The sequence below is a fragment of the Micromonospora chalcea genome, assembly GCF_028768405.1.
Classification (GTDB): Bacteria; Actinomycetota; Actinomycetes; order Mycobacteriales; family Micromonosporaceae; genus Micromonospora; species Micromonospora chalcea.
In genome coordinates, this window is sequence record NZ_CP118233.1 from 3,398,288 (window position 1) to 3,418,605 (window position 20,318).

The 20,318-nt window shown below is 73.4% G+C and carries 14 protein-coding genes; 2 read left to right on the forward strand and 12 right to left on the reverse strand.

What is annotated here, in order from left to right; all coding sequences use genetic code 11:
• Window positions 1-43: 43 nt before the first annotated feature.
• The 8 genes from rpmA to PVK74_RS14735 form a co-directional block, all read right to left on the reverse strand.
• Window positions 44-298, reverse strand: coding sequence for a 50S ribosomal protein L27 (rpmA, locus tag PVK74_RS14700; protein WP_013288010.1), 255 nt, complete (start codon window positions 296-298; stop codon window positions 44-46).
• A gap of 11 nt (window positions 299-309) precedes the next feature.
• Window positions 310-624 (reverse strand): 50S ribosomal protein L21, encoded by a 315-nt coding sequence (gene rplU / locus PVK74_RS14705; protein ID WP_018787289.1) that lies wholly within the window; start codon window positions 622-624, stop codon window positions 310-312.
• Window positions 625-918: 294 nt separating this feature from the next.
• Window positions 919-4,347 (reverse strand): ribonuclease E/G, encoded by a 3,429-nt coding sequence (locus tag PVK74_RS14710; protein WP_274479227.1) that lies wholly within the window; start codon window positions 4,345-4,347, stop codon window positions 919-921.
• Window positions 4,348-4,477: 130 nt separating this feature from the next.
• Window positions 4,478-5,173: a TIGR03936 family radical SAM-associated protein gene (locus PVK74_RS14715; RefSeq protein WP_274479280.1), complete on the reverse strand. Its 696-nt coding sequence runs from the start codon at window positions 5,171-5,173 to the stop codon at window positions 4,478-4,480.
• A 390-nt stretch (window positions 5,174-5,563) separates the two neighbouring features.
• Window positions 5,564-7,021, reverse strand: coding sequence for a type VII secretion-associated serine protease mycosin (gene mycP / locus PVK74_RS14720; protein ID WP_274479228.1), 1,458 nt, complete (start codon window positions 7,019-7,021; stop codon window positions 5,564-5,566).
• A gap of 10 nt (window positions 7,022-7,031) precedes the next feature.
• Window positions 7,032-8,507 carry a hypothetical protein gene (locus PVK74_RS14725; protein ID WP_274479229.1) on the reverse strand — a complete coding sequence of 492 codons (1,476 nt, stop codon included), beginning with the start codon at window positions 8,505-8,507 and terminating at the stop codon, window positions 7,032-7,034.
• Between the two features lie 13 nt (window positions 8,508-8,520).
• Complete coding sequence (locus PVK74_RS14730; RefSeq protein WP_030503083.1) at window positions 8,521-8,958, reverse strand: hypothetical protein; 438 nt, start codon at window positions 8,956-8,958, stop codon at window positions 8,521-8,523.
• A 167-nt stretch (window positions 8,959-9,125) separates the two neighbouring features.
• Window positions 9,126-11,111, reverse strand: a complete 1,986-nt coding sequence (locus tag PVK74_RS14735; protein WP_043328969.1) for a TIGR03960 family B12-binding radical SAM protein — start codon at window positions 11,109-11,111, stop codon at window positions 9,126-9,128.
• Between the two features lie 217 nt (window positions 11,112-11,328).
• Here PVK74_RS14735 and PVK74_RS14740 point away from each other — a divergent pair, with 217 nt between their 5' ends.
• Entirely contained in the window at window positions 11,329-13,263 is a 1,935-nt protein-coding gene (locus PVK74_RS14740; protein ID WP_274479230.1) for a hypothetical protein, read from the forward strand.
• A gap of 4 nt (window positions 13,264-13,267) precedes the next feature.
• On the opposite strand, the gene PVK74_RS14745 is transcribed toward PVK74_RS14740, so the two are convergent.
• The 3 genes from PVK74_RS14745 to PVK74_RS14755 all read right to left on the reverse strand — a co-directional run bounded on the left by PVK74_RS14745 (window position 13,268) and on the right by PVK74_RS14755 (window position 19,135).
• Window positions 13,268-13,960, reverse strand: coding sequence for a lysophospholipid acyltransferase family protein (locus PVK74_RS14745; RefSeq protein ID WP_043328967.1), 693 nt, complete (start codon window positions 13,958-13,960; stop codon window positions 13,268-13,270).
• A 143-nt stretch (window positions 13,961-14,103) separates the two neighbouring features.
• A complete protein-coding gene (gene ileS, locus PVK74_RS14750) occupies window positions 14,104-17,274 on the reverse strand; it encodes an isoleucine--tRNA ligase (protein ID WP_274479231.1) in 3,171 nt (1,056 codons plus the stop codon).
• Window positions 17,275-17,575: 301 nt separating this feature from the next.
• On the reverse strand, window positions 17,576-19,135 hold the full coding sequence (locus PVK74_RS14755) for an alkaline phosphatase D family protein (protein WP_209962933.1): 1,560 nt from the start codon (window positions 19,133-19,135) through the stop codon (window positions 17,576-17,578).
• 193 nt (window positions 19,136-19,328) lie between these two features.
• On the opposite strand from PVK74_RS14755, the gene PVK74_RS14760 reads away from it, so the two are divergent.
• Window positions 19,329-19,769, forward strand: a complete 441-nt coding sequence (locus PVK74_RS14760) for a carboxymuconolactone decarboxylase family protein (protein ID WP_043328964.1) — start codon at window positions 19,329-19,331, stop codon at window positions 19,767-19,769.
• A gap of 60 nt (window positions 19,770-19,829) precedes the next feature.
• Here the strand turns inward: PVK74_RS14760 and ndk are convergent, their stop codons facing one another.
• Window positions 19,830-20,255 (reverse strand): nucleoside-diphosphate kinase, encoded by a 426-nt coding sequence (gene ndk / locus PVK74_RS14765; protein WP_069087997.1) that lies wholly within the window; start codon window positions 20,253-20,255, stop codon window positions 19,830-19,832.
• Between the last annotated feature and the right edge of the window lie 63 nt (window positions 20,256-20,318).

Below are 20,318 nucleotides of genomic sequence, written 5' to 3' on the forward strand. Positions count from 1 at the left end.
AGCGGGCCGGGACCAGAGGTCCGCGGCCCGCTTGGCCAGAAAACTACTGCTGCGGCACGATGCTGACGGTCTTGCGACCGCGCTTGGTGCCGAACTGAACCGAGCCGGCGGCCAGCGCGAACAGCGTGTCGTCGCCGCCACGGCCGACCAGGTCACCGGGGTGGAACTTGGTGCCACGCTGACGGATGAGGATCTCACCCGCGCTGACGACCTGACCACCGAAGCGCTTCACGCCGAGCCGCTGGGCCGCGGAGTCACGGCCGTTACGCGAGCTGGACGCACCCTTTTTGTGAGCCATTGGAGGACGACCTACTTCCCGCTGGAGATGCCGGTCACCTTGACCTGGGTCAGCGGCTGGCGGTGACCCTGGCGCTTGTGGTAGCCGGTCTTGTTCTTGAACTTGTGGATCCGGATCTTCGGGCCCTTGGTGTGCGCGGCGATCTCGCCGGACACCGCGACCTTGGCGAGCTTCGCCGCGTCGGTCACCAGGTCGTCACCGTCGACGAGGAGCACCGCGGTGAGCTTCACCGCGTCGCCGGGGGCACCGGCGAGCTTCTCGACCTCGATCACGTCGCCCTCGGCGACCTTGTACTGCTTGCCGCCGGTCTTGACGATCGCGTACATCGGAGGCGGACTCCCTGTCGTTGAGGCTGCTGGCGTCTGTTCCACCGCTGCCGGTTGTCACACCGTCGGCGGTCGTTCCCACGGCGTCTCGCCGGGAGCCGTGACACCGGCGGCGCGGGCACGCGGGAACTCGGCACACCAAAGTGCGCCGCAGGCAAGCCTACGCCATACCCGGCCCGCTCCCCAAACCGGGCTGCCGGTAGGCGGCTCTTCCGCGCGGCCCACCGGCACGACAGGGCCCCCGCGCCACACGCCAGGCGTGGATCGGGGGCCCTGTTCGCGCAGGTCAGTGCCCTACGGCCGGGTACGCCGCCGGGCGCCGCCACGGCGGGTCCGCCGGCGCGGGGCGCCGCTGTCGTCGTCGCTGTCGCCGTCACCGATCGCGTCCGGGTCGTCGGCGGCGGCCAGCCGGGCCGAGTCGCCCTCCTGGCTGTCCGCGACCGCCGGGGCGGCGGGCGTGTCCGTCTCGAACCGGGACAGGTCGTAGCCCTGGGTGTCGTAGTAGTCGTCGTCGGTCTCGACCACCTCGGCGACGGTCCGCTCCGGCGGCGCGACCGCAGCGGGCGGCTCGGTGGCGGCCTGCGGCTGCGCGGCCGGTTGCTCCGGTACGGCCTCCACGGCCGGCTTCTCCGCGGCGGCCTTGCGGCCCCGGCGTCGGCCGCTCTTCTCCTCGGCCGGCGCGGCGACCGCCGAGGCGACCGCCTTGACCTTCTCGCCCGCGCCGCCGCGCGGCTTCTCCGGCACCGGCTCGGTGTGAATGATCACGCCCCGGCCCTTGCAGCACTCGCAGGTCTCGCTGAACGCCTCCAGCAGGCCCGCGCCGATGCGCTTACGGGTCATCTGCACCAGGCCGAGCGAGGTGATCTCGGTGACCTGGTGCTTGGTGCGGTCCCGGCCCAGGCACTCGGTGAGCCGGCGCAGCACCAGCTCCCGGTTCGACTCCAGCACCATGTCGATGAAGTCGATCACCACGATGCCGCCGAGGTCGCGCAGCCGCAGCTGACGCACGATCTCCTCGGCCGCCTCCAGGTTGTTGCGGGTGACCGTCTCCTCCAGGTTGCCGCCGGAGCCGGTGTACTTGCCGGTGTTGACGTCGATGACGGTCATCGCCTCGGTGCGGTCGATCACCAGCGAGCCGCCGGAGGGGAGGAAGACCTTCCGGTCCAGCCCCTTGAGGATCTGCTCGTCGATCCGGTACTCGGCGAACACGTCCGCCACCCCGGCGTGCCGGCGCAGCCGCGCCACCAGGTCCGGCGAGACGTGCGACAGGTACGACTCGACCAGGTCGTACGCGGACTCGCCCTCGATGACCAGCTCGCGGAAGTCCTCGTTGAAGAGGTCCCGGACCACGCGGATGACCAGGTCCGGCTCCTCGTAGAGCAGCACCGGGGCGCCGCCCTCGGTCGCCTTGGCCTGGATGTCCTCCCACTGCGCCTGCAGCCGCTTGACGTCACGCGCCAGCTCGTCCTCGCTGGCGCCCTCGGCCGCGGTCCGGACGATCACCCCGGCGCCGTCCGGCACCAGCTTCTTCAGCGCGTCCCGCAGCCGCTTACGCTCGGTGTCGGGCAGCTTGCGGCTGATGCCGGAGGCGTTGCCGTTCGGCACGTAGACCAGGTGCCGGCCGGAGAGCGCGATGTGACTGGTCAGCCGCGCGCCCTTGTGCCCGATCGGGTCCTTGGTCACCTGCACGAGCACCGAGTCGCCGGAGCGCAGCGCCTGCTCGATCGAGCGCGCCCGGCCCTCCAGGCCGGTGGCGTCCCAGTTGACCTCGCCGGCGTACAGCACCGCGTTGCGCCCGCGCCCGATGTCGACGAAGGCGGCCTCCATGCTCGGCAGCACGTTCTGGACCTTGCCCAGGTAGACGTTGCCGGCCATGGTGGCGGACGAGTTGCGGGTCACGTAGTGCTCGACCAGCACGCCGTCCTCGAGCACGGCGATCTGGGTGCGGTCGCCGCGCTGGCGGACCACCATCACCCGGTCGACCGCCTCACGGCGGGCCAGGAACTCCGACTCGCTCAGGATCGGCGGCCGGGTACGCCGCTGCTCGCGGCCGTCCCGGCGGCGCTGCCGCTTGGCCTCCAGCCGGGTCGAGCCGGAGACGCCCTGCACCTCGTCGACCGGCTTGCGCGGCTCACGGATCTTGACGACGGTGGGCACGCCGTCCTCGGCGGCGGTGTCCGCCTCCCCCGCGCCGCGGCGGCGACGGCGGCGACGGCGGCGGGTCATCCCCTCGCCGTCGGGCTCCTCGTCCTCGGCGGACTCCTCGGTCTCGTCCTCGGCGGTCTCGGCCGCGGCGGGCTCCTCGACGTCCTCGTCGTCGGCCTCGTCGGCGCCACCCTTGCCCCGGCCCCGGCCCCGGCGACCCCGGCGACGCCGCCGCCGGCCGGCGGCCGTCTCGTCGTCCTCGTCGATCTCGGCGGACTCCTCGGCCTCGGCGGCCGGCTCCTCCTCGACGACCTCCGGCTCGGCCTCGGCCTCGACCGGCTCGACCTCACGGCGGGCGCGACGGCGGCGCCGGCCGGTCTCGACCGCTTCCTCGATCGGCTCCTCCGCCGCCGGGTACGTGACCTGGACGGCGGGCGCCTCGTCGGGCTGCGGCGCCATGAACAGGACGGTCGGCGCGGAGAGCGCGGCACGACGCCGCCGGGTGGTGGGCGGCGTCGGCTCGGCCGGCTCCTCGTCCACGCGCGGCACGGCGGCGCCCGTCGACACGACGCCCGTCGCGTCCGCCGGGCCGCCGCTGCGGGCCAGGTCGACCTCGTGGGTACGCGCACCCGCGGCGCTCGCGTCCTCGACGGTCCCGGCCTCGGCGTCCTCGTCCTCGACGTCCTCGCCGAGGCCGGCGATCGCCTTGTCACCGGCGGTGGCCCCGCTCCCGCCGGTGGTGGCAGCATCCCCGGTGGCGGCCTTGTCGCCGGTGGCGGCCTTGTCGCCGGTGGCGGTGGCCGTGTCCCCGGAGGCGGCCTTGTCGGCGGTGGCGGCGCGGCGGCGGGTGCGGGACCGCCCGGCGGTACCCGTGCTCTCCGCGACGCCGGCCTGGCCCGGCGCGGTGGCCTCGGCACCGTCGATGTCGGCGCGGCCCTCGGCGATCAGATCGCCCCCGGGCGCGGAGACCGGCCCGTCGATCACCCCGTCCGTGGCCGTCTGCCCGCCGGTGGCGGTCTCGTCCGGCGCGACGGTCTCGGCAGCCGGCGGCGTGGCCTTGCGACGACGGGTCCGGGTCACCTTGACCGGCGGCACGACCTCCTCCGAGGCGGCCTCCACACCCGCCGCGGCCACCGGTTCCTCGACCGCCTTCGCCGGGGTCGCCTTACGACGCCGCCGGGTGGTCTTGGGCGCGGTGTCCAGCTCTCCGGCGATCGGTGCGAGCACCTCGGCCTGCGGCGACTCGCCGCTGCCGGTCGCCGCGGTGGACGCCTCGACCGGCGCGTCGGTCTGCTCCGCCTGGTTCAGCGGGGCGGCCTTGCGACGGCTGGCCCGCTTACGGGCCGGCGGCTTGGTCTCGGCGACGCCCTCCAGGGCGGCGACGCCTTCAGCGGTGGCGCCTTCCGCACTGGTGACGCCCTGGGCGGTGCCGTCGTCGGCGCTGCCGGAGGCGGCACCCTGGGCGCTGGCGGAGGCCGCGCTCGCGGCGCTGCCAGAGGCGGTGGCGGCGTTGTCGGCGGGCGTCCCGGTCGGCTCTGCGCCGGTCCGTTCGCCGCCCTCGGGCTCGTTCTCGAGCATGGACGTTCTCCAGTTCTGGCTGCCCCGGGCGCGGGTGAGCGCTGCCACGCAGGGTTGCCGCAAAGGTGTTTCCGCCGGGCGCGCAAACGCGCGACCGCCGAAGTCTGCCTGCCAGAGCGTTGACCGACGGTCAGCGCTCTCCGATGGTTGCCCCGTCGCGATCCGCTTCCAACGGATCGACGATCTCGCCCTGCGCGGTCAGCGTGCCCTGCGCCAGCCGAATCACCTTCGGGGTGACCGGCGGCTCCAGGGCGGCCACCGCACGGAGGCCGGACAGGACGTCATCGGGCCGAACGGACGGGGTGACCTGCCGCACGACCAGTTCGAGTATCGCACACGGTACGGCCGCCGCTTCGGAAGGCGTCTCAGACGGAGACACCACATCGATGGACACCACTGCCGCACGGGCGTCGAACGTACGCCGCCCCTGCTTGGTCATCCGCTCGACCAGGACCTCCTCGGCGGCGGTGAAGGCCGCCACGGCCCCCGCCAGCACATTCGGGTCGACCTCGGGCAGCTCGATCCGCCAGTACGACGCCTCGATCCGGTCGGCGAGGCTGCCGCCGGTGGCCTCCACCGCGTCGAGCACGTCGAGTCCGGGCGAGAGCGCGGCGTCGAGGGCCTCGCGCAGCCGCGCCGGGTCGACCGGCTCACGCAGCCCGATCTCCAGGTACTCCGCCTCGCTGGCCACACCTGTGGGCGCCGCCGAGGCGTACGAGATCTTGGGGTGTGGGGTGAAGCCCTGGGAGAAGGCGATCGGCACGCCGGCCCGGCGCAGCGCGCGCTCGAAGGCCCGGGCGAAGTCCCGGTGCGAGGTGAAACGCAGCGGTCCCCGCTTGGCGTACCGGATACGGACCCGCTGGACGACGGGGGCCTGGCCGCCCTCGGGTTGAGGCTTTCTGGCGATCGTGAGCTCCTCGGCTGTGCCTGCGTATCGGTCCCATCCTGGCGCAGCACCCACGGTGCCCCACACCCGGGGCCACCCCACCCACCCCAAACCGCCCCAAACCCCCGCCCGCTCCCGCCGTGATCAAGGAGTTCACGTCCAGCTCCCACGCCCCCGAGACCCCAACCCCTTGATCACCCCACCCGGCCTGCCGGGCCGGGCCGACAAGGGCCGACGATCATGAAGTTGGCGGCGGAATTGGAGATCGACATCGCCGCCAACCTCATGATCGACGGGGTGGGCCGGAGGGCCGGGAGAGGTTGGGCGGGGTCAGGAGCGGTTGTCGTGGGGCGGGGTGGGCTGGGCCGGGGGTGGGTAGGCGCCGGGGTCGGGCTGGGGGTGGGTGCCCTTGGGCGGGTATCCGTCCGGCTGGGACGGGGCGCCAGGGTGCGGTGAGGTGCCCGGGCGGGCGTAGGCGCCGGGCGACGAAGGGCCGCCGGGTGGGCCGTAGCCGGGCGGCGGGCCGTAGCCGGGCGGCGGGCCGTAGCCGGCGGGGTGGCCGGCCGGGACCGGCGGGCCCTGCTCGGTCATCCGGTCGAGCGCCTCGTCCGGGATGTCGGCGGCGCGCGCCAGCTCGCGCCGGTGCCGGCGGCGGTTCCAGATCAGGAACACCACGAGCGCCAACAGCACCACCAGCGCCACGGCGATGCCGATGCCGATCACCATGACCTGCTGGTCGGTGGGGCCGCCCCGGTCGCCGTAGTCGGTCACGTCGAAGTCTTCGTCCTCGGCCGCGGCCGGTGGCGCGGACGCGCTGGCCGGAGCGGCGCCGAGCAGCGGGTTCGCCGACACCGACGGCACGTCGGCGGTGAGCGCCGCCACCGGGTCGATCCGGCCGAAGCCGAACTGCGGGTCGCGGCCGGGCGGGCCGGCGTCCCGGGCGGTACGGATGATCCGGTTGATCACGTCGGGTGCGGAGAGCCGGGGGAACTTCGACCTGATCAGCGCCGCCACACCGGCGACGATGGCCGTGGAGTCGGACGTGCCGTCGCCCCAGCCGTACCCCCGGTCGGGTCCGATGTTGTAGACCTCGTCCCCCGGAGCGGCGACCACCGCCTCCGGGCCCTGGGCCGAGCCGGGCCAGAAGCCGCCGCCCCGGGTCGTGCCGGTCACCGCGATCACGCCGGGGATCTTCGCGGGTGAGGCGATGTCCGGGCCGAGCTTGCGGACGTTGCCGGCGGCGGCCACCACGACCACGTCGCGTTCCAGCGCGTACCGGATCGCCGCCTCTTCGCCCTCGTCGACGGCCCCGGCGTGCCCGTAGGACAGGTTGAGCACCTTCGCGCCGCCGTCCACCGCCATCCGGATGCCGGTCGCGGAGTTGCCCGCGTCGGCGCCCTTGTCGCCGGACGGAGTGCGGATGGGCAGGATCCGGGCGTCCGGCGCGACGCCGACCACCCCGGTCCCGTTCGCCGCGATGATCCCGGCCATGTGGGTGCCGTGGCCGTCCGGGTCGCGCCGGCCGTCGCCGGAGTCGAACGTGCTGCGCCCGGCCAGGAGCCGGCCGCGCAGGTCCGGGTGGTCGGCGTCGGCGCCGCTGTCGACCACTCCGACCACGACACCACGCCCGGTGGAGATCTGGTGTGCCCGGTCGATCCGCAGCTCGTCGAGGTACCACTGCTCGGCCCGGCGGGGAGCGCCGACGGCGGGCTGCGCGGCCCCCAGCACCATCAGCCCGGCCGCCAGCGCGGCCACCACCGGCCGGAACGCGCCGACGTGCACCGTCATCCGTCCGTCCTCATCGCAGGATGCCCGGGGACGCACCGTCACCGGCGCCCCACGGATCGTCGTCCTCAGTCAACCACGACGAGTGGTCGCCACCGCCGCCGCCATGCCCGGCGCCGCCGTGGCCGCCCATCATCCCGCCGCCCATCATGCCCGCGCCGGCCAGGCCACCACGCGCGCCCGCCGCGCCCGCGCCCGCGCCTCCCGGCCCCGCGCCCGCCGCCGCCCGCAGCGCGCCGGCCGCGCTGGTCAGCGGGGGCACCTTGCCGTTGCCGCCGCCGACCATGCCGGGCAGCGCGCCCACGCCCATGCCACCGGCCGCGCCGAGGCCACCGCCGCCGATGCCGCCCGCCGAACCCAGCCCGGCACCACCGCCACCGCCACCGAAGCCGGCGCCGGTGCTCAGTCCGGCGCCGCCACCGCCGAGGGTGCTGCCCGGACCGCCCGGGGTGATCGTGCCCGGCCCACCCGCGCCGGCCAGGCCGGTGCCGTAGTCGGGACTGCCGGAACCCGGGGCGCCGGCGCCGGGCAGGCCGGTGCCGGGCGGGGTGTACGAGCCGCCGCCACCGAACTCGGGCACGCCGGTGGTCGGCGGGGGCGTGAACGAGCCGCCACCGCCGACACCGCCACCGCCGCCGCCGATGCCGGTGCTGCCCAGCGAGGGCATCCCGCCACCACCGCCGGCACCGCCACCACCGCCGCCGGGCAGCCCACCACCGGGCACTCCGGACGGGGGTACGCGGGTGTCCGGGCGGTAGCCGTCGTCGAGCCGGCCGTCGGGCTGGGGTACGACCAGCTTGGGACGCTCGGCCTCGACCGCGGCCGGCAGCGGCGACATCGCCTTGTTGGCCGCCTGCTGGTTGTCGCGGTACCAGTTGTCCAGGTGGGACTTGGTGTCCCACCAGCCGCCGCGCTTCTGGTCGTTGGCGTTGCCGTCGATCTTCATGGTGGCTTCGAGATCGTCGGCCTTGTCGCGGAACGCGCCGTCGGCGTAGAGCGCCTGGTTGGACTGGTAGTCGCTGCGCAGGGCGGCGAGGAAGCCGGACTGGCTCTCGCCGTCGCGCGCGTCGTCCAGCTCGGTGCCGCCGGGCAGGCTCCACTCGTTCCAGCCGAAGTTGTCCATCAGCGGGATCGGGATGCTCGCCACCGCCGTACGGATGTCGCCCTCGATCCGCGACAGCGCGCCACTGACGTTGCTGGCGTGCGTGATGAGCTCCTCGATCTCCTTGCCGATCTCGCCCAGGTGCTCGCGGTACGCGTCGCCGCCGCTGCCCTGCCAGCCGGCGAGCAGCCCGGGGAGACCGCCGGTGTGCGGGCGCTCCTGGCCGGGCGCGATCGGGCCGACGAACGAGCGGCCGACCAGCGAGTCACGCAGATGGCCGAGCGCGGTGGACAGGTTGCGCCAGCCCGCGCCGACCGAGCCCACGGTCTCCGGATCCGCCGAGAGCGTCACCTCACGGACGCAGCGCTCCCAGGTGCCTCCTGCCATGACCGTCTCCCCCTCAGGCCGTGTACGGGTAGGTGGGCTGCTGCCCGGCGTCCGGCGGCGGGGCCGCGGTCTCCAGCAGCCGCTCGATGTCCTTGCCGTTCGCGGCGTTGCGGGCCTCGGCGTCGCGGAACGCCTTGGCGATGTCCTGCGTGCCCTGCTTCAGGCCGGCCAGCTTCATGGAGATGGCCTTGAGGTGGGCCTCCATGCTGGCCGTGGACCTGGTCAGCGCCGCCCACTGCATCCGGGCGTCCTCGTACGCGCCGAACGGGGTGCCGTTGGGCACCGTCTGCGCGTTGCCGCTGTCGCCCTTCATCCGCTCCTTGATGCGTTCCATCTCGTAGCCGATGGTGTCGTCGACGTACTGCTTGAGGCGCTCGACGTACTCCGCCGCGGCGTCCAGGTCCTCGACGCTGACGTGCAGATCGCCGGTATCCGGCGGATTGATGCCCATGTCTGCTGTCCTCCCCGCTACCGGCCCTGGCCGGTCCATTACGGACGCAGCGTATCGAGGATGCACCAGTCGGGGCAGCCCCACCCCGCGCACGCGCGCGGTCGCCCGGAAGGACGACGGAGCGCGGGAACCCGGTCGGGTTCCCGCGCTCCGGTACGGTCCGCGCCTCAGCCCTGGGCGGCGGCGGGCAGCTTCAGTCCATTGACCGGGGTGAGCGGCAGCAGCTTGCGGCCGGTCGGGCCGATCTGGATCTCGGTGTCCATGGACGGGCACACGCCGCAGTCGAAGCAGGGCGTCCAGCGGCAGTCGTCCTGCTCGTACTCCGACAGCGAGTCCTGCCAGTCCTGCCAGAGCCAGTCCTTGTCCAGGCCGGAGTCGAGGTGGTCCCAGGGCAGGACCTCCAGCTCCTCGCGCTCGCGGGTGGTGTACCAGTCGAGGTCCACGCCGTACGCCGGCAGCACCTCGGCGGCGGCGTCCACCCAGCGCTGGTACGAGAAGTGCTCGCTCCAGCCGTCGAACCGGCCGCCGTTCTCCCAGACCTTGCGGATCACCGCGCCGACCCGGCGGTCGCCCCGGGACAGCAGGCCCTCGATCAGCGACGGCTCGCCGTCGTGGTAGCGGAAGCCGATCGCCCGGCCCAGCGACCGGTCGCTGTTGATCGCCTGCTTGAGCAGCTTGAGCCGGCCGTCGATGACCTCCGGCCGCTCCATCGAGGCCCACTGGAACGGGGTGTGCGGCTTGGGCACGAAACCGCCGATGGAGACCGTGCAGCGGATGTCCTTGGACCCGGTGGCCGCGCGGCCGGCCCGGATCACCTCGTGCGCCATGTCGGCGATCTCCAGGACGTCCTCGTCGGTCTCGGTGGGCAGGCCGCACATGAAGTAGAGCTTCACCTGCCGCCAGCCGTTGGAGTACGCGGTGACCACGGTGCGGATGAGGTCTTCCTTCGACACCATTTTGTTGATCACCTTGCGGATCCGCTCCGACCCGCCCTCCGGGGCGAACGTCAGACCGGTCCGCCGCCCGTTGCGGGACAGTTCCTGGGCCAGGTCGATGTTGAACGCGTCCACCCGGGTCGAGGGCAGCGACAGCGAGACGTTCGTGCCGGCGTACTGCTCGGCCAGGCCGGAACACATGTCGCCGATCTCCGAGTGGTCGGCCGACGACAGCGACAGCAGGCCGACCTCGTGGAAGCCGGAGAACTCCAGCCCTTCCTTGACCATCTGGCCGACGGTGGTGATCGAGCGCTCCCGCACCGGACGGGTGATCATGCCGGCCTGGCAGAACCGGCAGCCCCGGGTGCAGCCCCGGAAGATCTCCACCGCGTACCGCTCGTGGACCGTCTCGGCGAGCGGGACCAGGGGCTTCTTCGGGTACGGCCAGGCGTCCAGGTCCATCGTCGTGCGCTTGTGCACCCGGAACGGCACGTCCGGGCGGTTCGGCACGACCCGCTGGATGCGGCCGTCGGGCAGGTAGTCGACGTCGTAGAAGCGCGGCACGTAGACGCTCTCGGTCCGGGCCAGCCGCAGCAGCAGCTCGTCCCGGCCGCCCGGGGAGCCCTCGGCCTTCCACTCCCGCACGATGGCGGTGATCTCCAGCACCGCCTCCTCGCCGTCGCCGAGCACCGCGGCGTCGACGAAGTCGGCGATCGGCTCCGGGTTGAACGCGGCGTGCCCGCCGGCCACGATCACCGGGTCGGCGTCGGTGCGGTCGGCCGCGAGCAGCGGGATGCCGGCCAGGTCGATCGCGGTGAGCAGGTTGGTGTAGCCCAGCTCGGTGGAGAACGAGACGCCGAACACGTCGAAGTCACGCACCGGGCGGTGGGCGTCGACGGTGAACTGCGGCACGCCGTGGGCGCGCATCAGCTTCTCCAGGTCCGGCCAGACCGCGTACGTCCGCTCGGCCAGCACGTCGGGCAGCTCGTTGAGCACCTCGTACAGGATCTGCACGCCCTGGTTGGGCAGGCCCACCTCGTACGCGTCCGGATACATCAGCGCCCACCGGACGGTGGCGGCGTCCCAGTCCTTGACCACCGCGCCCAGCTCTCCACCCACGTACTGGATGGGCTTGGTCACCTGCGGCAGCAACGGCTCCAGCCGAGGCCAGACCGAGTTGGCGGCGGCGGGACGCGGGGTGGTGGACGGGGCACTCATGATGCCCAAGCGTACGCGGTGCCCCCGCCCCGCCGTCCCCAGCCGCCACACCCGCGCCCGTGTCCGCCGCGTTGATCAAGGAGTTTGCGGGCTGTCCCGCGCTCCCACCGGACACGAACTCCTTGATCACCGGAGTGGGGCCGGTGAGCGGGCGGGATTAGTCCTGGGTGGCGGGGCGGTACTAACCTCGCAACGGGCGCGAGAGGAGATAGCCGCGATGCCGCAGCCGCAGCCGCAGCCGGGGGCGGGCCGGCCGGCCGACGGGGCCGAGGAGCCGACCGTCATCGAGCCGGCCACCGCCGTCGACACCGAGGACGCCACCGGCGCCTCCGCTCCGGCGTCGCCGTCCGCCGCGCCGGGAGCCGCCGCACCCGAGGGCCGGCCGTCCACCACGCCGGACACCGCCGCGCCTTCGCACGACGCGGCCCCGCAGCCGGGGACCACCGAGGCCGAGACGCCCACGAACGAGGTCGACGCCACCGCGCCCGAGACGCCCACGGACAGGGTCGAGCCCACCGGAACCGAGAAGCCCACCGAGAAGGTCCAGCCCACCGGAACCGAGACACCCACCGACAAGGTCCAGCCCACCGGAACCGAGACACCCACCGACAAGGTCCAGTCCGCCGCGACCGAGACGGCCACGGACAGCGCTGAGGCCCTCGCCGCCGGCACCGAGACGCCCGCCGACAGCGCTGACGCCCCGGCAACCGACGCCGAAACACCCGCCGAGACCGCCGGAACACCGGCCGACAACACCGCGACAGCCGCCGGCGGGACCGACACCGTCCCGCAGGTGCCGGTCCCACGGGCCCGCGGGTCGGCCCCGGTGCCGGGCCGGACCACACCCGCCCCCACTCCCCGCACGGGCCGCCAGCCGGACCCGACCCGGATCGACGCGGCCCCGCAGCCGCCGGCGGCCACCACCACGCCGGACCCGACCCGGATCGACGCCGCGCCGCAGCCACCCTCGGCCACCACGCCGGACCCCACCCGGGTGGACAACGCCCCGAACCCGACTGGGAACGCACCGAACGCCACCCGCGTTGAGGCGCCCCGCTGGAGCGGCTCCGCCGCCGTCCCGCCACCGCCGCCGAGCCGACCCCGCTGGGGCGCGTCCGCCGAGCCCACGCCGGTGCCGCCGCTGGACTCGCCCGAGCACGCCACGCCGGTCGACCCGTGGGAGGGGGTGGACACCACCGGCTGGGAGCTGCACGCGCCGGAGCTGCCGCCCCTGACGCCGACGCTGCCGTACACCGCGCCCTGGTCGACGCCGAACCCCCACCCGGCCCACCCGGCGCCGCCGCAGCCACCCCACCCGCAGCCGCCCGCCGCCCGGCCGGTCTCCACGCCGCCGCACCACCCGGCACACCCCGCCGCACCGGCCGCCCGGCCGTTCTCACCGCCGTCGCATCACCCGGCCCGGCCGGTGTCGCCGCCGCCGCACGCGCCGCAGTACCCCGCCGCGCCGGCCGCCCGTCCCCTGCCACCACCGGCGGCTCCCGCCCCGGCCAAGCCGGCGCGGCCGCCGAAGCAGCGCCGGGGCAAGGCCGGGCCGCCGGTAGCGCCGCCGCCGGGCTGGCAGCAGCCGCCCAAGCGGACCCGCCGACGGCGTCGCTGGCCCTGGGTGCTGCTGCTCAGCGTCGCGTGCTGCTGCGGCCTGCCGCTGTGGTGGTTCCAGCCGATCTCCAGCCAGTACCCGGCCCGCGCCAGCCTCCCGGACCAGATCGACTCGATGCGGCTGCGCCAGGACGAGCGCAGCCAGGCCGCCGCCGAGGAGCTGAAGAGCCGGGTACGCGAGTCGAACCTGCTCGCCGAGGACACGTTCGCCGGTATCTACACGACGAGCGACGGCAAGCGGGTGACGTTGTTCGGCAGCACCGGCCTGCGGTTCAGCCCGGAGTCGGACGCCAAGGCGGAGATCGACCGCCTCGCCGGGGAGTACGGCCTGAAGGAGTCGGTGAACGTGGAGACCGGCGTCCGGGGCCGGTACGCGCGCTGCGCGGTCGGCCGGGCGGACGGCGACTCGGTGGTGGTCTGCGCCTCGGCCGACCACGGCAGTCTGACCACAGGCGTGTTCACCCGGTTGTCCGTGGACGACAGCGGGCGGCTACTGAACGATCTGCGTCAGCGCGTGGTGGTGCCGAAGTCCTGACCGCTCAGGCGGTCTGCTCACCGGCGGCCTGGTCGGTGCGCTTCGGCGCGTAGCGCGGGACGTACTCCTGGCCGCTGAGCTTCTGGATCTCGGCCATCATCTCGTCGGTCATCGCGCGCAGCGACGTGCGGTCGTCGGGACGGCCGGTGAAGTCCAGCGGCTTGCCGAACTTGATGGTGATCTTGGCCCGGCCCGGTCGCGGGATCCGCGTACCGATCGGCTGGGCCTTGTCGGTGCCGGTCACGCCGACCGGGATGATCGGCACGCCGGCGGCGATGGCCAGCCGGACCGTGCCGGTACGCCCGCGGTAGAGCCGCCCGTCCGGCGAGCGGGTGCCCTCCGGGTAGACGGCGACCAGGTCACCGGCCTTGAGCACCGGGATCGCCGCGTCGAACGCGGTGAGCGCGGCCCGCCCGCCGGCCCGCTCGACCGGGATCGCGCCCAGCCCGGTGAGCACGAACTTGGAGAAGCCGCCCTTGAGGCCGGTGCCCTTGAAGTACTCCGACTTTGCCCAGAACGCCAGGTGGCGGGGCACCACGGTGCCGAGCAGCAGCTCGTCGGCGACGGAGAGGTGGTTGCTGGCGAAGATCGCGCCGCCGGTCGCCGGGATGTGCTCCAAACCCTCCACGTGCGGACGGAAGGCCAACCGGAGCGCGGGCGCCACGGTGAGCTTGCCGATGGTGTAGAGCAGGGGCACGGGTCCTCCGGCGGTCGTACGTGAAACAGGCGCTGTCACGGTAGCCGACGCGGCCGTCCGTCACCGAGCGGGTGGCCCGCAGTCCACTCGCTGGGGCTGGGCCCTCCCCCACCACGGGGGCGGGGGAGGGCACCCGGTCCGGCTCAGACCTTCCGGACCGTCACTGTGACCCGCTCGCCGTCGCCGGCCTCGCCGGCGAAGCCGTCGAGCCCCTCGGCGAAGTCGATGCTGTCGGCCAGCACCTCCCGGGCCACGAACTCGGTGTACGCGGCGACCGCCGCGCGTACCTCCTCGGAGGCGGAGACGGCCACCGTGATCCGGTCCGACACGTCCAGGTCGGCGTCGCGGCGTGCCTGCTGCACGACCCGGACCACGTCCCGGGCCAGCCCTTCGGCGGCCAGCTCCGGCGTGACCTCGGTGTCCAGCACGACCACGCCCTCACCGCCTGGTAGCGGCGCGGAGTGCTCGGCGTCGGCGGCGACCAGGCGCAGCTCGTACTCGCCCTCGGCGAGCGTAACCCCGGCGGCGACCGGGGCGCCGTCGCGCAGCTCCCACTCCCCCGCCTTGACCGCCTTGATCACCTGCTGGACGGCCTTGCCGACGCGCGGGCCGAGCGCCCGCGGCACCACGGTGAGGACCTGCTGGCAGTACGCGGACACCTCGTCGGTGAGCACTACCTCCTTCACGTTGACCTCGTCGGCGACCAGGTCGGCGAAGGGCCGCAGCTGGGCGGCGACGGGCGAGGCCACTGTCAGCTTCGCCAGCGGCAGCCGTACCCGCAGGCCCTTGGCCTTGCGCAGGGACAGCGCCGCCGAGGCGACCGACCGCACGTTGTCCATCGCGGAGACCAGCTCGTGGTCGGCCGGGAACTCGTCCGCCCGCGGCCAGTCGGTCAGGTGCACCGACCGCTCGCCGGTCAGCCCGCGCCAGATCTCCTCGGCGGTCAGCGGCGCCAGCGGCGCCACCACCCGGCACAGCGTCTCCAGCACCGTCGAGAGCGTGTCGAACGCGTCAGCGTCGCCGGCCCAGAACCGGTCCCGGGACCGGCGCACGTACCAGTTGGTCAGCGCGTCCAGGTAGGACCGCACGGTGGCGCACGCGCCGGAGATGTCGTACGCGTCCATCTGCGCGCCGACGGTCGCCACCAGCTCGTTCGTCTTCGCCAGCACGTACCGGTCGAGCACGTGCGTGGAGTCGGTACGGCGACGCGCGGTGTAGCCGTCGGCGTTGGCGTAGAGCGAGAAGAAGTACCAGACGTTCCACAGCGGCAGCAGCACCTGGCGCACCGCGTCCCGGATCAGCGACTCGGTGACCGCCATGTCGCCGCCGCGCAGCACCGGCGAGGACATCAGCATCCACCGCATCGCGTCCGACCCGTAGGAGTCGAACACGTGGTAGACGTCCGGGTAGTTGCGCAGGCTCTTGGACATCTTGCGGCCGTCCGAGCCGAGCAGGATGCCGTGGCTGATGCAGTTGCGGAACGCAGGCCTGTCGAACAGCGCGGTGGCCAGCACGTGCATGGTGTAGAACCAGCCGCGGGTCTGCCCGATGTACTCGACGATGAAGTCACCCGGGTAGTGGTGCTCGAACCACTCGCGGTTGGAGAACGGGTAGTGCACCTGGGCGAACGGCATCGAGCCGGACTCGAACCAGCAGTCCAGCACCTCCGGCACCCGGCGCATCATCGACTTGCCCGTCGGGTCGTCCGGGTTGGGACGGACCAGGTCGTCCACCGCCGGCCGGTGCAGGTCGGTCAGGCGTACGCCGAAGTCACGCTCGATGTCGGCCAGCGACCCGTACACGTCCACCCGCGGGTAGTTCGGGTCGTCGGAGCGCCACACCGGGATCGGCGAGCCCCAGAACCGGTTCCGGCTGATCGACCAGTCGCGGGCGTTGGCCAGCCACTTGCCGAACGAGCCGTCCTTGATGTGCCCGGGCGTCCAGTTGATCTGCTGGTTCAGCTCGACCATCCGGTCCTTGAACTTCGTCACCGCGACGAACCAGGACGACACCGCCTTGTAGACCAGCGGGGTGTCGCAGCGCCAGCAGTGTGGGTAGGAGTGGGTGTAGGTGTCCTGCCGCAGCACCACCCCCCGCTCCTTGAGTTCCCGGATCACCGGCTTGTTCACGTCGAAGACCTGCTCGCCCTGGTACGGCGGCACCAGCGCGGTGAACCGGGTGTGGTCGTCCACGGTCACGACGGTGGGGATGCCGGCGGCGTTGCAGACGTTCTGGTCGTCCTCACCGAACGCGGGGGCGAGGTGGACGATCCCGGTGCCGTCCTCGGTGGTGACGAAGTCCGCGGCGAGCACCTGGTAGGCGTTCTCCCCGGCCGGCTCGACCAGGAAGTCGAACAGCGGCGTGTAGCGACGCCCGACCAGGTCCCGGCCGTACACCGTGCCGACCTGCTCGTACCCCTCCAGCTCCTTGGCGTACGCGCCGAGGCGCGCGGCGCCGACGACGTAGCGCTCACCACTGCGCTCGCTGTCGGGGGAACCCCGGTGCTCCAGCACCGCGTACTCGATGTCGGGGCCGACGGCGAGCGCCAGGTTCGACGGCAGCGTCCACGGCGTGGTGGTCCACACGCCCAGCTTCACCGGCCCGCGCAGCAGCTCGGGGGCGGCGTCGTCGGCGGCCAGCTCGAACCACACCGTCAGCGTCGGGTCGTGCCGGTCCCGGTAGACGTCGTCCATCCGGGTCTCGGTGTTCGACAGCGGGGTCTCGCACCGCCAGCAGTACGCCAGCACCCGGAAGCCCTCGTAGACCAGGCCCTTGTCGTGCAGGGTCTTGAAGGCCCACATGACGCTTTCCATGTAGTCCAGGTCGAGCGTCTTGTAGTCGTTGGCGAAGTCGACCCAGCGGGCCTGCCGGGTGACGTACCGCTCCCAGTCGTGCGTGAACTCCAGCACGGAGGTGCGGCAGGCGTCGTTGAACCGGGCCACGCCGAGGTCGAGGATCTCCGCCTTGGTGGTGATGCCGAGCTGCTTCTCGGCCACCACCTCGGCGGGCAGGCCGTGGCAGTCCCAGCCGAACCGGCGCTCGACGCGCCGGCCGCGCATGGTCTGGTAGCGCGGCACCACGTCCTTGACGTAGCCGGTGAACAGGTGGCCGTAGTGCGGCAGGCCGTTGGCGAACGGGGGGCCGTCGTAGAAGACGTACTCGTTCTCGCCGTCGCGGCCGGCGTCGCGGGCCTCGACGGACGCCTCGAAGGTCTTGTCGGCCGTCCAGTGCTCCAGGACCCGGCGCTCGACCGCGGGCAGGTCCGGGCTCGCCGGGACACCGGCGCCGGACGGGTCGTGCAACGGATAGGCCATCGCCTGTCGCTCCTCAGCAGCTCACTCGTCTGTGCTCTGCGAGGACGAGCCGGATCCGGTACGCCGTGACCGGCGTCCCGGGCGTGGCCCGCGGTACCACCCCGCTTGGCGGCCGAGGTGCGACCGCCCGCTCGTTGGCCGGCTGTGACGGGCCGTCCCGTCCGGTTCTACTGGGCCGGTCACCCGGCTGTTCCTCCGGAGGCTCACCGGTGATGGCCGGGTCGTCGCCTGTGCGTTCAAGCGTACTCGACCCCCTGCCCGCCGTGCCGCGCCGCCGGGTATTCCACTGCCCGGCGAGGTGTCAGCGGCGCCACGGGGCCGGGAGGGTGGTGGTCCAGAGCGAGGCGCCGGAGCGGTCCCGCAGGTGGACCGTCAGAGCCGCCGACGGGCCGTCGATCGTGACCTCGCCGAAGTGCTGGAAGCCCTCGGCCGGGGAGGTGTTGGCGCGCGGCGGGGCGTGCACGAACACCGCCTTCGGGCCGAACGTGCCGTCCAGCGCGTTCGGGCCGAATGCGCCCGCGTGCGCCGGGCCGGAGACAAACTCCCAGAACGGGCTGAAGTCCCGCACCGCCGCACGGGCCGGGTCGTAGTGGTGGGCGGCGGTGTAGTGCACGTCGGCGGTGAGGAACACCAGCCCGGTCACCCCGGCCCGGTGCGAGGCGCGCAGCACCTCGGCGAACTCCAGCTCCCGGCCGGCCGGCGCGCCGTGGTCGCCCTGCGCCACGCCCTCCTGGGCGTCTGCCCCGTCCGGCACCACCACGCCGATCGGCAGGTCGTTGGCGATCACCTTCCAGGTGGCCCGGGACGCGCGCAGCTCCCGGATCAGCCACTCCCGCTGCGCCCTGCCGAGCAGCCCCCGGTTGCGGTCGGCGTACGTGTTGCCGTCGTTCGGGTCCTTGTAGGTGCGCATGTCCAGCACGAACACGTCCAGCAGCGGCCCGTACGACAGCTTGCGGTACATCGGCCCGCCGGCCGGCACCGGCAGCCACTCGTGGAACGCCTGCCGGGCCCGGGCGGCGAGCACGTCCACCCGCTTCTCGCCGTACCGCTCGTCGGTCAGGATCTCCCCCGGGTACCAGTTGTTCACCACCTCGTGGTCGTCCCACTGGTTGATCTGCGGCACCTCGGCGGCGAACGCCCGCAGGTGCTCGTCGAGCAGGTTGTACGCGAACTGCCCCCGGTACTCGGCGAGTGTCTCGGCCACCTTGCTCTTCTCCGGCGTCACCAGGTTGCGCCAGGTGCGCCCGTCCGGCAACACCACGCTCTCGGTCAGCGGGCCGTCGGCGTACACGGTGTCGCCGCTGCACAGGAAGAAGTCCGGGCGGCGCTCCCGCATGGCCCGGAAGATCGCCAGCCCGTCGAAGTCGGGGCTGATCCCCCAGCCCTGCCCGACGATGTCGCCGGTCCACACGAACCGCACGTCACGCCGCTGCTGCCGGCCGGGGGCGGTGGCGAACGAGCCGGTCAGCGGCTCGCTGCACAGGCCGTGCCGGTCCAGGCTCTCCACCCGTACCCGGTAGTGCAGCCGCTGGCCCGCGGGCAGGCCGCGCAGGCGGACCTTGCCGGTGAGGTCGCCGGTGGGGTCGACCACCGGGCCGCGCACCAGGCGGGCGCCGCGCAGGTCGGGCCGGCGGCTCACCTCGACCAGCATCCGGCCGGGCCGGTCCGCGCGGGTCCAGACCAGCGCCGAGTCGGCGGTCACGTCGCCGCTCTGCACGCCGTGGGTGAGCAGCGGCCGGCCGCCGGGCCGCAGGCCGGGTGCGGCGGGCGCGCCGGGCGCGCCGAGCAGCGCGCCGCCGGCGACTCCGGCGCCGGCGACCAGGCCGGCGCGGAGCAGGGTACGTCGATCGATGTGCGTCATGGGTTCTCCCGGTCTCGGCAGTGTCGCCAGTCCGGTCTACCGGCCGCAGGTGGCCGGGAACTCCGGTCGAGGTGACCGGAACGTCAACGACTGTTGTCGGCCCGGCCATGACCACCGTCACACCGCAGGCGCGTCACGCCGCGCCCGCCGTGCCCCGTCCTGTGCGCGTACCCCAACCAACGAGGAGGCGGCGATGAGCCGGATGGACATGGCGGCGGTGGCGCCGGAGGCGTACCAGGCCGTGCTGGGCCTGGAGAAGTACGTCCGGACGAACGTGGACCACACCGTGCTGGAGCTGGTGAAGCTGCGGGCGTCGATGCTCAACGGCTGTGCGTTCTGCGTGGACATGCACAGCCGGGAGGCGCTGGGGGCCGGGGAGGACAGCCGCCGGCTGTTCGCGGTCGCGGCGTGGCGGGAGGCGCCGTTCTTCGACGAGCGGGAGCGGGCCGCGCTGGCCCTCACCGACGCGGTGACCCGGCTCGGCGAGCACGGCGTGCCGGACGACGTCTGGGACGGCGCGGCGAAGGTGTGGTCGGAGAAGGAACTGGCCGACCTGGTGGTGGCGATCGCCACCATCAACGTGTGGAACCGGGTCGCGGTGACCTGCCGGACGCAGCCGCCGGCGCAGGTCTGATCGCTGACACACGACGGCCCCGGTCCCGCCAGGAGCGGGCCGGGGCCGTCGGCGCGTCGGTCAGGCCAGCTCGGGGAACCAGAGCGCGATCTCGCGCTTGGCGCTGTCCGCCGAGTCGGAGGCGTGCACCAGGTTCTCCCGGTTCGACAGCGACAGGTCGCCCCGGATCGTGCCGGCGGCGGCCTTGCGGCCGTCGGTGCTGCCGATCATGGCGCGCACCACCTCGATCACCTGGTCGCCGGAGAGCACCAGCGCCACGAGCGGGCCGCTGGTCATGAACGTCTTCAGCGGCGGGTAGAAGGGCTTGTCGACGTGCTCGGCGTAGTGCTGGTCGGCGAAGTCGCCGTCCATGGTCCGGGTCACCATCGCGTCGATCCGCAGGCCCTTGCGCTCGAAACGGGACAGGATCTCGCCCACCAGACCGCGGCGCACCGCGTCGGGCTTGATCAGTACGAGCGTCCGCTCGTCCGGGCTGCTGCTGGACACGCTGGTTTCCTCCTGCGCACTCAAACGGGGTCGGCTGGGTACGGTCAGCGTAGCGACCCGGTC

What these genes read in the sequence shown, in the direction of transcription:
- rpmA (WP_013288010.1), bottom strand. Translation starts at nt 298, where the DNA reads ATGGCTCACAAAAAGGGTGCGTCCAGCTCGCGTAACGGCCGTGACTCC.
- rplU (WP_018787289.1), bottom strand. Translation starts at nt 624, where the DNA reads ATGTACGCGATCGTCAAGACCGGCGGCAAGCAGTACAAGGTCGCCGAG.
- PVK74_RS14710 (WP_274479227.1), bottom strand. Translation starts at nt 4,347, where the DNA reads ATGCTCGAGAACGAGCCCGAGGGCGGCGAACGGACCGGCGCAGAGCCG.
- mycP (WP_274479228.1), bottom strand. Translation starts at nt 7,021, where the DNA reads ATGACGGTGCACGTCGGCGCGTTCCGGCCGGTGGTGGCCGCGCTGGCG.
- PVK74_RS14725 (WP_274479229.1), bottom strand. Translation starts at nt 8,507, where the DNA reads ATGGCAGGAGGCACCTGGGAGCGCTGCGTCCGTGAGGTGACGCTCTCG.
- PVK74_RS14730 (WP_030503083.1), bottom strand. Translation starts at nt 8,958, where the DNA reads ATGGGCATCAATCCGCCGGATACCGGCGATCTGCACGTCAGCGTCGAG.
- PVK74_RS14735 (WP_043328969.1), bottom strand. Translation starts at nt 11,111, where the DNA reads ATGAGTGCCCCGTCCACCACCCCGCGTCCCGCCGCCGCCAACTCGGTC.
- PVK74_RS14740 (WP_274479230.1), top strand. Translation starts at nt 11,329, where the DNA reads ATGCCGCAGCCGCAGCCGCAGCCGGGGGCGGGCCGGCCGGCCGACGGG.
- ileS (WP_274479231.1), bottom strand. Translation starts at nt 17,274, where the DNA reads ATGGCCTATCCGTTGCACGACCCGTCCGGCGCCGGTGTCCCGGCGAGC.
- PVK74_RS14755 (WP_209962933.1), bottom strand. Translation starts at nt 19,135, where the DNA reads ATGACGCACATCGATCGACGTACCCTGCTCCGCGCCGGCCTGGTCGCC.
- PVK74_RS14760 (WP_043328964.1), top strand. Translation starts at nt 19,329, where the DNA reads ATGAGCCGGATGGACATGGCGGCGGTGGCGCCGGAGGCGTACCAGGCC.